The sequence below is a fragment of the uncultured Actinobacillus sp. genome (assembly GCF_945915845.1).
Taxonomy (GTDB): domain Bacteria; phylum Pseudomonadota; class Gammaproteobacteria; order Enterobacterales; family Pasteurellaceae; genus Exercitatus.
This window is the reverse complement of record NZ_CAMEFX010000018.1, coordinates 1-14613: the sequence shown is the minus strand read 5'-3', so window position 1 is coordinate 14613 and position 14613 is coordinate 1. Positions and strand designations below refer to the sequence as shown.

Below are 14613 nucleotides of genomic sequence, written 5' to 3'. Positions count from 1 at the left end.
CTTTTGAGGATAATGAGTAAATAGAAACGGTATCTTTTAAATAACCGGTTTCTTATTCAAAATATTATTTTTTAAGTGATAAAACTTCAGATTCGCCAGCAACAACAGTACCTGCTTTTTTCTCAATATGGCTAATTTCGTCCATATTAGAAATTACGATTGGGGTTAATACTGATTTTGCTTTTGCTTTTAAAAGTTCTAAATCAAATTTAATGATAACATCACCACGTTTTACAGTTTGACCTTCTTGCGCTACGCGAGTAAAGCCTTCACCTTTTAACTCAACAGTATCAATACCGAAGTGAACAAATAGCTCAACCCCTTCTGCTGATTCCATTGAGAATGCGTGATTAGTTTCAAAGATTTTGCCAATTGTTCCATCAACCGGCGCAACGATTACGTCACCAGTTGGGTTAATTGCAACACCATCACCTACGATTTTTTCAGAGAAAACCACATCCGGTACATCTTCAATATTTACAATTTCACCTGATAAAGGCGCATAAATTTTCACATCTACCGCTTGGCTCTCTTTTGAACCGAATAATTTAGCAAAAAAGCCCATTTACCTATCTCCTAACTAGTTGAAACTTTCGTGTATTCTAACGCAAAAATTTCTATTTGTATCTAGTTTAATGTTTTTTCTTTTAAGAATTCATCAACTAATTGCTCAATTTCAGCTGCAGTTGGTACTTGCAATGCCTTATCAGCTAACGCCTTCGCATCTGCATAATTCACATTACGAATTAATTTTTTGATGCGTGGTACAGAAATGGCACTCATACTGAACTCGTCTAAGCCCATACCGAGTAATAATAAGGTTGCACGCTCGTCACCTGCAAGCTCACCGCACATACCTGTCCATTTACCTTCAGCGTGGGAAGCGTCAATAACTTGTTTGATTAAGCCTAATACTGATGGTGACATTGGGTTGTATAAGTGAGAAATCATTTCGTTACCACGGTCAACCGCTAAGGTGTATTGTGTTAAGTCATTTGTACCAATACTAAAGAAGTCCACTTCTTTCGCTAAGAATTTCGCATTCACCGCAGCAGATGGCGTTTCTACCATCACACCAACTTGAATATTTTCATCAAAGGCTTTGCCTTCATTACGTAATTCTTGTTTTAATGTTTCGATCACAGATTTCAATTCACGAATTTCTTCCACTGAAATAATCATCGGGAACATGACCGCCAGTTTACCAAATGCTGAAGCGCGTAAAACCGCACGTAATTGTGCATGTAAAATTTCACGGCGATCCATAGCAATACGAACGGCACGCCAGCCTAAGAACGGATTCATCTCTTTTGGTAAATTTAAATATGGTAATTCTTTATCACCACCGATGTCCATGGTACGTAACACCACGATACGACCATTCATAGCTTCAACCACTTCTTTATAAGCTTGGAATTGTTCTTCTTCTGATGGAAGGCTGTCACGATCCATAAATAAGAATTCAGTACGGTATAAACCAACCCCTTCTGCACCATTACGGTCTGCACCGTCACAGTCACGGATGGTACCAATATTTGCCACAACATCCACACGATGACCGTCTAACGTCAATGCAGGTAAATCTTTTAATTTTGCTAATTCCGCTTTTTCTTCTGCTAATTGTACTTGTTGTGCTTTTAATTTTTCGATTTGTTCACGTGTTGGATTCACATAAACGGCATTATTTACCGCATCAAGGATTAAGTAATCGCCGGTATTCACTTGCTCTGTAACATTATTTGTCCCCACAATCGCAGGTAACTCTAATGAACGTGCCATAATAGAAGTGTGTGATGTACGACCACCGATATCTGTGATAAAACCTAACACTTTGTCTAAGTTTAATTGTGCTGTCTCAGATGGGGTTAAATCATAAGCCACTAAAATAGCTTCTTCATTGATTTCACCCAAATCCACGATATGCATACCTAAGATATTTTTCAATAAACGGTTACCAATATCGCGAATATCGCCTGCACGTTCTTTTAAATATTCATCATCGATTTCAGATAACATTTCTACCTGTTGATCGATAATTTTACTTGCCGCCGCAGCAGCATTGGCTTTATTAGAACGAATATAACCAATGATTTCTTCTTCCAATTCTTCATCTTCTAAGATCATCAAATGACCTTCAAAAATAGCGGCTTTGTCTTCCCCTAAAGATTTTAAGGCACGATCACGAATTGAGCTTAATTGCGCTACTGCCGCAGTACGCCCTTCATAAAAACGTGCAATTTCAGCATCAATTTGATCTTCTGAAATTTTTTGGTTATCAATAATAATTTTTTCTTCTTTAAGTACAAGTGCTTTACCAAAAACAATACCTGGAGAAGCTGGAATTCCTGAAATCATGATTTAACCTTCTATTTTATAGCCTGATTATGTATATAAAATAATAGCCATAAAACCCACTTTTCCTGCTTATAGCAGGAAATGTTCAGTCTTATGGCTAAACAAAAATTATTCTAAAGTTGGAACTAAAGCCACTAAATGATCAACTGCAGCTTGCTCATCTTCGCCTTCTGCAGAGATTGTAATAACAGTGCCTTGAGTTAAACCTAAGGTTTGTAATTTAAATAGGCTTTTTGCGCTCGCGCTTTTACCTGCAGATGTAACAGTAATGTCTGAAGCGAATGCTTTTGCTTCTTTAACGAACTGTGCTGCCGGGCGAGTATGTAAACCTGCAGCTGCTGTAATTTCAACGTCTTTTGAGTACATAATTTGTCCTTTATTTTAAGTTAAGGTAAACATTCTGTGATGACTTCAAACAGCAAACTCATCACCAAAACTCTCGAGCAAAATCGTTCAACCAAACACACCTAAAAGTGCGGTCGGAAAACCGACTATTCTTGCGCGCAAAAATTTCAATCCCTAGTATCAATATTCTGCTTAATTAATCAAGCTAAATCACTACAAAATTTGAAGTAGATCACAAAAAAATTATCGATTTGCTGTTATTTTGAGCTTTTTTAACAAATTTTTAAAAGAAAAAATTCCGTTTTAGACTAAGTTAGCGTTATAGCACAAAGCATTATTCCACGAAATGACGCTGTGATTTGTTCTCATCACGACTTAAAATCAAGCGATGATAATTTTCAAACCGTACAGGATGAATTTTTCCTTGTTCAAGAGCTTCCCGTAAAGCGCACCCCGGATCATTGAGATGTTTACAATCACGGAATTTACAGGTGCCTAAAAAATATTGGAACTCGCGATACCCTTTTGTAATTTGATCCGGTTCTAAATGCCATAAGCCAAATTCGCGAATCCCCGGGCTGTCAATTAAATTGCCCCCTTGAGGCAAATGATAGAGACGCGAAGCGGTTGTGGTATGTTGCCCTAACCCGGATGTACTACTCACTTCACCGGTTTGCGCTTGCACTTCAGGCAAAATATGGTTAACAAGACTTGATTTGCCCACCCCTGATTGCCCCACAAAAATCGATGTACCTTCCGCTAAAAGTGCGGTTAATTTATCCATATTTTCGCCGGTTTGTGCAGAAATCATCAGCGTTTGATAACCCAGTGTTTCATAAATTTGCAGCTGCGTTTTTGCCCATTCTCTTTCTTCATCAGACAATAAGTCAACCTTGTTAAGCACAATCACCGCGGGAATATTGGCGTTTTCACAAATCACCAAATAACGGTCAATAATATTCAAGGACAAAGCCGGCAATACCGCAGAGACGATAATAATGCGATCAATATTTGATGCCATCACTTTTAAGCCATCATAATAATCGGGGCGCGACAATTCGTTTTTACGCGGTTGTACGGCTTCAACTACGCCGCTAATACCTTGTAATTGTTCATGACCTTTGCGCCAAACCACGTGATCGCCCACCACCACGCTGGCTAAAGTGCGGCGCAAATTACAGCGAAAAATATCACCCTGCGCGTCTTCAATATCGGCGTGCATCGAATAGCGTGTAACCACTATGCCGTCTTGAGTTTCCCCTAACATTTCATCTTGCCAGTCAATGTCTTTTTTGGCTTGACGGCGATGACGTTCAAGGGTTTTCGCATTATTTGAATGAATACGGCGTTTTTGATTTTGAGTTAATTTATGTTTTGCCATTTAAAGTGCGGTTGATTTTCAGGTAGAATTGCAAAAAATTTAACATAGGATACTGAAATTATGGCACAAGATAAAGAAAATCTCATTTGGATTGATTTGGAAATGACGGGGTTAGATCCCGAAAAAGAGCGAATTATTGAAATTGCTACGATTGTTACCGATAAAAATCTCAATATTTTAGCGGAAGGCCCTGTACTTGCGGTTCATCAATCCGATGAATTATTAAGCCAAATGAGTGAATGGTGCGTGAAAACACATACAGAAAATGGCCTCGTGGAGCGTGTGAAAGCAAGTAAATTAACCGAGCGAGCCGCAGAACTTCAAACCCTTGATTTTCTAAAAAAATGGGTTCCAAAAGGAGCTTCGCCGATTTGTGGTAACAGTATTGCGCAAGATAAACGTTTTCTTTACAAATATATGCCTGATTTAGCAGATTATTTTCACTATCGTCATTTAGATGTAAGCACGTTAAAAGAACTAGCACGCCGTTGGAAACCCGAAATTTTAGACGGATTTACAAAAGCGAATAGCCATTTAGCATTGGATGATATTCGTGAAAGTATCAAAGAATTAGCCTATTATCGTGAGCATTTTATCAAATTAGATTAAGATCTTTTATTAACAGCCCCTAAAATTGCGTATTTTTCATGCAAACAAACTAAATTTAAAAAATTTAGCTTGCGCAGTAGAAAAACATCCGTATAATACGCCCTGTTTTCGACAATATGTCACTACGCGGGAATAGCTCAGTTGGTAGAGCACGACCTTGCCAAGGTCGGGGTCGCGAGTTCGAGCCTCGTTTCCCGCTCCAAATTCTTTTAGGACGCTTTTTATAGCGTCCTTTTTTATTTCTTGCCGCCAATAAATAATGATTAAAGTCTGTTTGTCGCTATGGTAAATCACAAAAGTGCGGTACAATTTTGCCTATTTTAAATAAATTCAACATTGTTAAAATATCACTATGTCATTGAATACATTTCATCAATTTTTACCTGATGAATCTGCCATGATATCATTTGGTCATAAACTCATTGCCGCCATTTGTCAGATTTCGAGCCAAACAGGCATTACTCTTTACTTAAATGGCGATCTTGGTGCAGGCAAAACGACTTTAAGCCGTGGCATAATTCAAGGATTAGGTCATCAAGGCAATGTAAAAAGCCCAACTTATACCTTAGTAGAAGAATATCATTTACAGACTAAACATATTTACCACTTTGATTTATATCGTTTAAGTGATCCCGAAGAATTAGAATTTATGGGTATTCGTGATTATTTTTCTGCCAACAGTATTTGCCTGATTGAATGGGCAGAAAAAGGGGCAGGATTACTTGCTGAACCGGACTTAATTGTGAATATCTCCTATGTGGATAATGCACGCGAAATTGAAATCGTGGCAAAAACAACACAAGGTGAACAAATTCTTAAACATTTGGAATAACCTCATTCCGCCTAAAACTTAGCTTTAGGATTTTGCTGAGATATAACTGGATAATAATGAAAAAAATCGTTCTTTTTTTTACCGCACTTTTTACCTTTAGCGTACAAGCGCAACCCTGGACTATTGCCATTGATCCCGGCCATGGAGGCAAAGACCCGGGCGCAATTAGTCGCAATATGCGTATCTATGAAAAAAATGTCACGCTATCTATCGCACGTGAACTCAAAGGATTTTTAGATAAGGATCCGAATTTTCGCGCGGTGTTAACGCGTACAGGCGATTACTACATTTCTGTTCCCGAACGTTCAGAAATTGCACGTCATAAAAAGGCAAATTATCTCATTTCTATTCACGCTGATTCATCTGAAAATTCCGCATTACGCGGTGCTTCTGTTTGGGTCTTGTCAAATCGCCGAGCGAATGATGAAATGGGGCAATGGCTCGAAGATCACGAAAAGCAATCCGAATTATTAGGTGGTGCCGGTAATGTTCTTGCTGAACATAGCAATGAAAAATATCTCAATCAAACGGTATTGGATTTACAGTTCGGACATAGCCAACGAGTGGGTTATGAATTAGGCAACGCGATTTTACGTAATTTTGCCAAAATTACCACATTAAGCCGTAACACCCCACAACACGCGAGTCTAGGCGTATTACGTTCACCGGATATCCCTTCCGTGTTAGTCGAAACAGGTTTCCTGTCTAATACGGAAGAAGAAGCAAAATTGAGTACCCCATCATATCGCCGCCGTATTGCTTATATTATTTATCAAGGCATTGTGGACTATCGCAAACGTCATGGGGGATTAGATGTGAACACAAGTGTCAAAGCACCGGAACTGAAAGAAGATAAATCAGAAAACAAAGAAAAACCTGAAAATAAAGAAAAATCGGCTAAAGCAGAACCGAAAAAAACAGATAAAGAGAAAGACACTCCCCAAGAAAACCATAAAAACACCACTAAAATTAAGGACAGTGGCCTCAAACATAGTGTGAAATCAGGCGAGCGTTTAGACAGTATCGCCAAAAAATACAATGTTAACATAGATGATATTGTGGAATTAAATCAGCTAAAACGCAAAAATCTATTTATTGGGCAAAGTTTACGTATTCCTGATAATGGGAAAAATGCGGTGAAATCTGAAGATAAAGCCACAAAAACCGTCCTTAAGGATAGCGGCATCAAACACAGCGTGAAATCAGGCGAACGCTTAGAGACTATCGCAAAAAAATATGGTGTAAAATCTGATGAAATTATTGCGCTTAATCAACTCAAACGCAAAGAACTCTTGATCGGACAAAGCTTGCGTATTCCTGATAATGGAAAAAGTGCGGTGAAATCTGAGGATAAAACCAATACGCCGTCGAAAGATAAAAAAGAGGAAACCACACTCTCACCTAAAATAAAAGAAAGCGGTATTATTCATACGGTGAAATCAGGCGATCGTTTGGATAAAATTGCGAAAAAATACGGTGTTGCCGAAAATGATATTTTGGTATTAAACGCGCTGAAAAACAAAAAATTGAGTATTGGCGATAAACTCAAAATACCGGCTAAAACGAAAGTTGAGGAAAAAACGGATAAAAAGGTGGAAAAAAGCGGAAAAGCAGCTGAAGCCAGAGCAATCTCCAAAAATGCCGAGAAAACACAAAATGTGCAATCGGAAAAAAATATCAAACTAGAGAAAACAAAAGACAAAAAAGATAAAGAGACAGCCAAAACGCAAAATACTAAGAAAGACGAAAAAACAAGCAAGCCCAATGTGATACCGAAATACCATGTGGTAGAAAAAGGTCAAACACTCTATGCTATAGCGCGTTTGTATAATGTTTCGCCTGATAAAATCTTGAAATTAAACCCAAAATTAAAAAACGGAAAAGTGATTGTAGGACAAAAAATCCAGCTTAAGGAATAAAACCCATGCCGATTCAAATTTTACCACCGCAACTTGCAAACCAAATCGCTGCCGGCGAAGTAGTGGAACGCCCTGCCTCCGTGGTAAAAGAATTGGTTGAAAACAGCCTCGATGCGGGTGCCAATATTATTCGCGTGGATATTGAAAATGGTGGTGCGAGCCTGATCCGTATTCGCGATAACGGTAGTGGCATTCCGAAAGAAGAATTGCCCCTTTCCCTTGCTCGCCACGCCACCAGCAAAATTTCTTGCATGGATGATTTAGAAGCGATTTTAAGTTTTGGTTTTCGAGGCGAGGCCTTAGCCAGTATTAGTTCTGTCTCACGTTTAACCTTAACTTCACGTACCGCTGAACAAAGTGAAGCCTGGCAGGTTTATGTACAAGGTCGCGATCAAGAAAGCACCATTCAGCCGGCTTCTCATCCTGTTGGAACCACCGTAGAAGTCGCGAACTTATTTTTTAACACCCCTGCTCGCCGTAAATTTCTACGCACCGATAAAACAGAATTTGCCCATATTGACGAAGTTATTCGACGTATTGCTTTGGCCAAGCCAAATATTGCGTTTACCTTAACACACAATGGTAAAACGGTGCGTCAATATAAAAGTGCGGTCAATGAGCAGCAAAAATTAAAACGTGTGGCCGCCATTTGTGGCGAAGATTTTGTTCAACACGCCCTACAGATTGATTGGAAACATGATGACTTACATTTATCAGGTTGGGTTGCCACAGCCGATTTCACTCGTTCGCAAAATGACTTGGCTTATTGCTATATTAACGGTCGAATGGTAAAAGATAAGGTGATTAACCACGCCATTCGTCAGGCTTATGCAGAACATTTAAGCACGGAACAATACCCTGCTTTTGTGCTGTTTTTGGACTTAAACCCCAATGATGTGGATGTCAATGTTCACCCGACCAAACACGAAGTCCGTTTTCAGCAATCGCGTTTAATCCACGATTTTATTTTTCAAGGTATTAGCAATGCCTTATTGAGCGCAGAACAACTCGATTTTTCAAATACAGAAACGGCGACAGACGAAATTCAAGAATCACCGGCCACATACCACTATGCCCCAACGATCAAGCCAAATCGTGTTGCAGCAGGTCGAAATATGTTTGAACGCGCCTATTCTGAACCGTCTCATTCTTCTGAAAGAACAAAGACAAGTTACGCAGATCGAGAGCAATATTGGCCAAAACAACCTGATTTTCAACCGCGCTTTCAATCCAATGCCCACGCGATATTATCACGAGAAACGCCAAGCAAAACGGAACAACGACTTTACGGCGAATTGTTACAGTCGCATCACCAAACGGAACCGGTGGTAATGCCTGTCGCAGAAGAATTATCGGCAAAATCCATGTTACGTGCATTGGCATTAGTGAATGAAAAAGCCCTGTTATTACAACAAGATAATCAATTTTATTTGTTACCTTTGGCGCAATTACAACAAGTGCGGTTAGAATTAGCCTTAAATCCGCAAAGCCCTAAACAGCCGCTATTAATCCCTATTGTGTTTCGATTGGATACGGTTTTGCAACAAAAGTGGCAACAACAAAAAGATTTTTTTGCCTGGTTGGGTTTTGAATTTATTGAAAATTTAGGGCAACAGCGCATAACCCTAAACAGCGTGCCACAATGTTTACGTCAACAAAATCTACAAAAAATCGTGATGTCGTTACTTCATCAAGATATCAGTGAAAACAGTGCATTTCTCACCGCACTTTGCCAACATGTTGATCTTGCTGACATCAAGGTACTTGCCGGTGCGGTGAATTTATTGCAAGAAGTAGAAAGGTTACTTAGCCAACAACAGCAATTATCATTGACATCCTTATTAATTCCTGTGAATTTTGATACCTATTTAAGCGAGAAATAAATGACCAGCAATAACCCAAAACCCAATGCTATCTTTCTCATGGGGCCAACAGCTTCGGGCAAAACCGATCTTGCCATTCAACTCTATCAAAATTTGCCAGTAGAAATTATTAGTGTTGATAGTGCGTTGATTTATAAAGGAATGGATATTGGCACAGCAAAACCGAGTAAAGAAGAACTCGCCCTTGCGCCTCATCGCTTAATTGATATTTTAGATCCTGCCGAAAGTTATTCTGCCATGAATTTCCGTGAAGATGCTTTACGCGAAATGGCAGAAATTAGTGCACAAGGTAAAATTCCGCTGTTGGTCGGTGGTACTATGCTTTATTACAAAGCCTTAATTGATGGGCTGTCGCCGTTACCTAATGCGGATGAAAAAGTGCGGTCAGAAATTGAAACAAAAGCGGCACAAATCGGTTGGGCAGAATTACATCAAGAATTAGAAAAAATCGATCCTGTTTCAGCGGCACGCATTAATCCCAATGATAGTCAGCGAATTAATCGCGCCTTGGAAGTATTTTATTTAACGGGAAAATCTCTCACTGAATTAACAGAACAAAAAGGTGAGACCTTGCCTTACAATGTGTTGCAATTTGCCATTGCGCCTGAAGATCGTGCCATTTTACATGAGCGAATTGAACTTCGTTTCCAAAAAATGATGGAACAAGGGTTTAAGGTAGAAGTGGAAAAACTGTTTGCTCGCCCGGATTTACATTTAGATTTACCGTCAATTCGCTGTGTGGGTTATCGCCAAATGTGGGAACATTTGCAAGGGCAATATGATTTAGATGAAGCGGTTTATCGTGGAATTTGTGCTACACGACAATTAGCGAAGCGGCAAATTACTTGGTTACGAGGTTGGAAAACACCTATTACTTGGCTAGATAGTTTAAAAAATGAGCAAAATTTGAAAAAGATCATACAAGCCCTTGATTTGGCTATGCAACCGCGTTAAAAATTGATATATTGAAATCGCTGTTAGAGATAAACAGCTTCTCAATAATTACAATAAATAACAACTATAAATAAGAAGGTACCCAAAATGGCAAAAGGTCAATCATTACAAGATCCTTATTTAAACGCACTTCGCCGTGAACGTATTCCGGTTTCAATTTATTTAGTCAACGGTATTAAATTGCAAGGACAAATTGAGTCTTTCGACCAGTTTGTGATTTTGTTAAAAAATACCGTTAATCAAATGGTTTACAAACACGCAATTTCAACCGTTGTGCCGGCTCGTGCTGTTTCTCATCACAATAATAACCACAACACACAATACCAACCGGCACAACAAGCCGCTTCTGTGGATGCTGCTCAGGCTGAATAATGCTCAGTAACGACAAAATATCAATGCAAAGTGCGGTAGAAATTCCTGAGAGTTTAACCGCACTTTCTTTATTAAAAGATAAGCAGAATGACAAAGCGATTGTTGTTCATGTTTTCTTTTCTCAACAAAAAAATGTCGATGATTTAGTAGAATTTCAGTTGCTTGCCCAATCAGCACAGGTTGATATTGCACAAGTCCTCACTACCTCTCGCTCAACGCCGCAAGCCAAATATTTTGTCGGCCAAGGAAAAGCAGAAGAAATTGCAGAGGCAGTAAAATTACATGATGCGAATGTGATTTTAGTTAATCATCAACTCACTCCGGCTCAATCCCGTAATTTAGAAAGCTTATGCCAATGCCGTGTAGTGGATCGGACGGGATTAATTTTAGATATTTTTGCTCAACGTGCGCGCTCTCACGAAGGGAAACTGCAAGTTGAATTGGCCCAATTAAAACACCTTGCCACACGCTTAGTTCGCCGCAAAACAGGATTGGATCAACAAAAAGGTGCGGTAGGTTTGCGCGGGCCCGGAGAAACGCAACTGGAAACCGATCGCCGTTTAATCAAGGTACGTATCGCTCAACTACAAAATCGTTTGGAAAAAGTTGCGAAACAACGTAATCAAAATCGTCAAACTCGCCAAAAAGCAGATATTCCAACGATTTCCTTAGTCGGCTATACCAATGCGGGAAAATCTACTCTTTTTAACGGTTTAACTCAATCCTCTGTCTATGCAGCGGATCAACTGTTTGCTACCCTCGATCCCACCTTGCGCCGTCTGCAAATTCAAGATGTTGGCACGACTATTTTAGCGGATACGGTAGGCTTTATTCGCGATTTGCCCCATGATTTAGTCTCTGCCTTCAAATCTACGTTACAAGAAACCACCGAAGCCAGTTTGTTGCTTCATGTCATTGATAATGCGGATACACGAAAACTCGAAAATATTGCAGCCGTTAATGCGGTGTTAGAAGAAATCGATGCGCAGAATGTGCCGGTATTATTGGTTTATAACAAAATTGATGCGTTAGAAAATGTGCAGCCACATATTGAATGGAATGATGAAAATCAACCCATTGCTGTTTATCTTTCCGCCCAAACCGGAGGTGGGATTGATCTGTTATTAGAGGCAATTCGCCTACGCTTAAGTGATGAAATTCTCAAACTCGCCCTCACTCTTGCGCCTCATCTAGGACAAATTCGCCATGCACTTTACCGGCTTAATTGCATCCGCAGCGAACAAATTAGCGAATCGGGCGAATTTGAATTAAAGATTGAAATTGATAAGGTAGAATGGTTAAAGTTGGTTAAACGATTCCCATTGTTAGAGCAATACACACCAAGTGCGGTGAAAAATAGGGATGTTTTCTAACTGCAAAACAACGATATTATGTGATTATGTAGTAATTGCACAAGACGATCGTTGAGCCTGTCGAAACGTAAGTCTTGTGCAGTAAATACTACACAGCCCCCGATTCTCTACTTTCCAATACCGTATTGCTTCAATTTATTTGCCACTGCCGTATGCGAAACCCCTAATCTTGCCGCTAATTTACGTGTACTGGGATATTCTGCATAAAAGAGCGATAACACTTGCTTTTCATAATTTGCCATAATCTCATCCAGCGTCAATTCACCGAATTGAGCCAGATTGATTATTGTCCCAAACTCTGTCTGTGATGGTTTGAGTTGTAAATTTAAATGAACAGTCGACAGTTGATTATTTTCGGCTAAAGAACAAGCTCGATAGAGGGCATTATACAGTTCACGGACGTTCCCTTCCCAAGGATAATTTTTCAGGAAATCTAGAAAATCGGTATTAAAGTGCGGTGGGGAAATACGGAGATTTTCACTAATTTTTGAGATAAACAAGGAGACCAAATCCGCCATATCTTCTTTTCGTTCTCGTAAAGGTGGGACATCCAAGGTCAACACATTTAAACGATGAAATAAATCACTACGGACTTTTCCTTGTTCCACATACTGCACCAATGGAACCTGCGAGGTACAAATCACACGCACATTAGCATAATGTTCCTGTTCTTCCCCTACACGCCGGAATGTGCCATCGGTGAGAAAACGTAATAATTTTGCTTGCAAAGGCAAAGAAAGTTCTGCTATACCGTCTAATAAAACCGTACCACCGTCTGCGTATTCAAAAAAACCTTGCGTGGTTTTATCGCCTTTCGCTTGACCAAACATTTCACTTTCTGCATCCTCACTAGGCAATCCGGCGCAATTTACGGCAATAAATCGCGCCTGACAACGTGCGCTCCATTGATGACAAGCCTTGGCAATCAAATCCTTGCCTGTACCTGTTTCTCCTTGAATGAGCAAAGGAACATCAAGTTGTGCAAATTTTTTTGCCGTTTCGACTAAAGCGTGCATTTTAGGACTATGCGTCACAAGATCATTAAAAGCAAAGTGCGGTAGGTTTTCAGTCATTTTCTTATTCCGTAAAGAAATCTTACCGATAAATGTATGCCTAAATCCTTAAAATGTCAATTTAGCTTTACAGTTTTTCACTTTCTTTGACTTTGATTGGGTTTACCACCGTATTTTTTAATACAGTTAATAATTCCTTTTGAATATGGCGTAAACGTGGTTTTTCATCAACTTGAAAAGCCAAAGGACGGCAAAACTCCATCGCTTTGATCCCCAAACGCGCCGTCAAAAGTCCTACTCCCATCCCTTGAGCAACGCGCGCGGATAATTTCGCAGTAATGTCTTGTGAAAGCCAATCCATTCCGACATCATGTAATAATTCCGTTGCGCCGGTAAATGCCATATTAAGGAGAACTAACTTCATTAAACGTAAACGGCTGAAATAGCCTAATTCAATGCCATAAAGTTTTGCGATACGATTGACCAAACGAATATGTCGCCACGCCACGAAAAAAAGATCAACCACCGCAAGCGGACTCACTGCCACCACAGTCGCACTTTCTATTGCCGCTTTCGTGACCAAGTTTTTTGCCTGTTTATCCATCACTGTCATGACATGTTGACTGAATAAATAGGCAATTTCCCGTCCTGAATAACCATTGTGAATTTGGCGTTGCCATTGCAATAAGGCTGGATGTTGAGGCTCTAAATTGAGTGCCTGAGCAATTTCTTGGCAAGTGACAATACTCTGCTCCGGCGAAGAACTATCCTTCAATAGAACCGCACTTTGTTGTTGTAATCTCAGATGCCGGCGTAGATGACGTAAATACCACAATTCTTTCATGAAAGCGGAAAGCCCCAGAAGGATGAAAATACAACTCGCTATCGCAAAAGAAAAATAAATCCATTGATTGGCTCGCCAACTATCAAGCAGCCATTGAATAGACTGCGCCACTGTTCCGCCTAAAAATAAGATTACCGCGCCCCAAGCCAAGCGTTTCCACCAACGAGATGTCGGATTGACCGCCTGTTCAAACTGTTCTGTTAATAATTCTCCGTCCAATACATCCGTCTCTTTTTCTTGAGAAAAAATGTCATCCGGAGTGATATGAACATCCTCAGAAAATTCTCTTTTCCCTTGAAAATCCCCATGCACTTCATCGGCATGAGATTGATTAAAAATTATCTTATCCTTCATATTTCCCTCATTAAAGAACGGCTTTCACCTACCTCAGACCATTAAAAAACCCAAAGTAAAGCGTGGTATTGTAGGGACGCCACGCTTGGCGTCCATTGTAAAAACGGAGCGTAATTTAATTATAGACGCCAAGTATGGCGTCCCTACAAATGATTGATACGGTAAATAAAATTGATGTATCAAATAAAGAATAAAAAAGTAAAAACAAAAAACGTAAACCATCGGTTGAATTAGACCGCTTACTTTCAGCTTTTTTATTTAATGATGTTTAATGCCATAAAATTTTATTTATGCCGCCACATTTTATTTTTTAATGTTTTGTAGGGACGCCACGCTTGGCGTCCATTGTAAAAACGGAGCGTAATTTAATTATGGACGC

The 14613-nt window shown here is 39.6% G+C and carries 13 protein-coding genes and 1 tRNA gene; 8 read left to right on the top strand and 6 right to left on the bottom strand.

Features of this window, described 5'->3' with window-relative positions; translation table 11 throughout:
• Positions 1-64 precede the first annotated feature (64 nt).
• The 4 genes from crr to rsgA all read right to left on the bottom strand — a co-directional run bounded on the left by crr (position 65) and on the right by rsgA (position 4081).
• Positions 65-565 (bottom strand): PTS glucose transporter subunit IIA, encoded by a 501-nt coding sequence (gene crr / locus Q0O89_RS05900; RefSeq protein ID WP_293730802.1) that lies wholly within the window; start codon positions 563-565, stop codon positions 65-67.
• 62 nt (positions 566-627) lie between these two features.
• The gene (gene ptsI, locus Q0O89_RS05895; protein ID WP_273314864.1) at positions 628-2355 is read right to left on the bottom strand and encodes a phosphoenolpyruvate-protein phosphotransferase PtsI; all 1728 of its coding nucleotides are present in this window, start codon (positions 2353-2355) and stop codon (positions 628-630) included.
• Between the two features lie 108 nt (positions 2356-2463).
• Positions 2464-2721 (bottom strand): phosphocarrier protein Hpr, encoded by a 258-nt coding sequence (gene ptsH, locus Q0O89_RS05890; protein ID WP_115638499.1) that lies wholly within the window; start codon positions 2719-2721, stop codon positions 2464-2466.
• 313 nt (positions 2722-3034) lie between these two features.
• A complete protein-coding gene (gene rsgA, locus Q0O89_RS05885) occupies positions 3035-4081 on the bottom strand; it encodes a small ribosomal subunit biogenesis GTPase RsgA (protein ID WP_293730800.1) in 1047 nt (348 codons plus the stop codon).
• 60 nt (positions 4082-4141) lie between these two features.
• Here rsgA and orn point away from each other — a divergent pair, with 60 nt between their 5' ends.
• From orn to hflX, 8 genes are all read left to right on the top strand, one after another.
• Positions 4142-4690, top strand: a complete 549-nt coding sequence (orn, locus tag Q0O89_RS05880; protein ID WP_293730799.1) for an oligoribonuclease — start codon at positions 4142-4144, stop codon at positions 4688-4690.
• 126 nt (positions 4691-4816) lie between these two features.
• Positions 4817-4892, top strand: a tRNA-Gly gene (locus Q0O89_RS05875).
• Between the two features lie 150 nt (positions 4893-5042).
• Positions 5043-5522 carry a tRNA (adenosine(37)-N6)-threonylcarbamoyltransferase complex ATPase subunit type 1 TsaE gene (gene tsaE / locus Q0O89_RS05870; protein WP_293730798.1) on the top strand — a complete coding sequence of 160 codons (480 nt, stop codon included), beginning with the start codon at positions 5043-5045 and terminating at the stop codon, positions 5520-5522.
• A 56-nt stretch (positions 5523-5578) separates the two neighbouring features.
• On the top strand, positions 5579-7441 hold the full coding sequence (locus Q0O89_RS05865) for a LysM peptidoglycan-binding domain-containing protein (RefSeq protein ID WP_293730797.1): 1863 nt from the start codon (positions 5579-5581) through the stop codon (positions 7439-7441).
• Between the two features lie 5 nt (positions 7442-7446).
• A complete protein-coding gene (gene mutL / locus Q0O89_RS05860) occupies positions 7447-9324 on the top strand; it encodes a DNA mismatch repair endonuclease MutL (protein WP_293730796.1) in 1878 nt (625 codons plus the stop codon).
• Positions 9325-10278, top strand: a complete 954-nt coding sequence (gene miaA / locus Q0O89_RS05855) for a tRNA (adenosine(37)-N6)-dimethylallyltransferase MiaA (RefSeq protein ID WP_293730795.1) — start codon at positions 9325-9327, stop codon at positions 10276-10278.
• Positions 10279-10365: 87 nt separating this feature from the next.
• Positions 10366-10650, top strand: a complete 285-nt coding sequence (gene hfq / locus Q0O89_RS05850; RefSeq protein ID WP_273314872.1) for an RNA chaperone Hfq — start codon at positions 10366-10368, stop codon at positions 10648-10650.
• Positions 10650-12023, top strand: coding sequence for a ribosome rescue GTPase HflX (gene hflX / locus Q0O89_RS05845; RefSeq protein WP_293730794.1), 1374 nt, complete (start codon positions 10650-10652; stop codon positions 12021-12023). Before hfq ends, hflX begins: the two co-directional genes overlap by 1 nt.
• Positions 12024-12130: 107 nt before the next feature.
• Here hflX and Q0O89_RS05840 read toward each other — a convergent pair whose 3' ends face one another.
• A complete protein-coding gene (locus Q0O89_RS05840) occupies positions 12131-13096 on the bottom strand; it encodes a sigma 54-interacting transcriptional regulator (protein WP_293730793.1) in 966 nt (321 codons plus the stop codon).
• Positions 13097-13163: 67 nt separating this feature from the next.
• Positions 13164-14234, bottom strand: coding sequence for a TIGR01620 family protein (locus tag Q0O89_RS05835; protein WP_293730792.1), 1071 nt, complete (start codon positions 14232-14234; stop codon positions 13164-13166).
• Between the last annotated feature and the right edge of the window lie 379 nt (positions 14235-14613).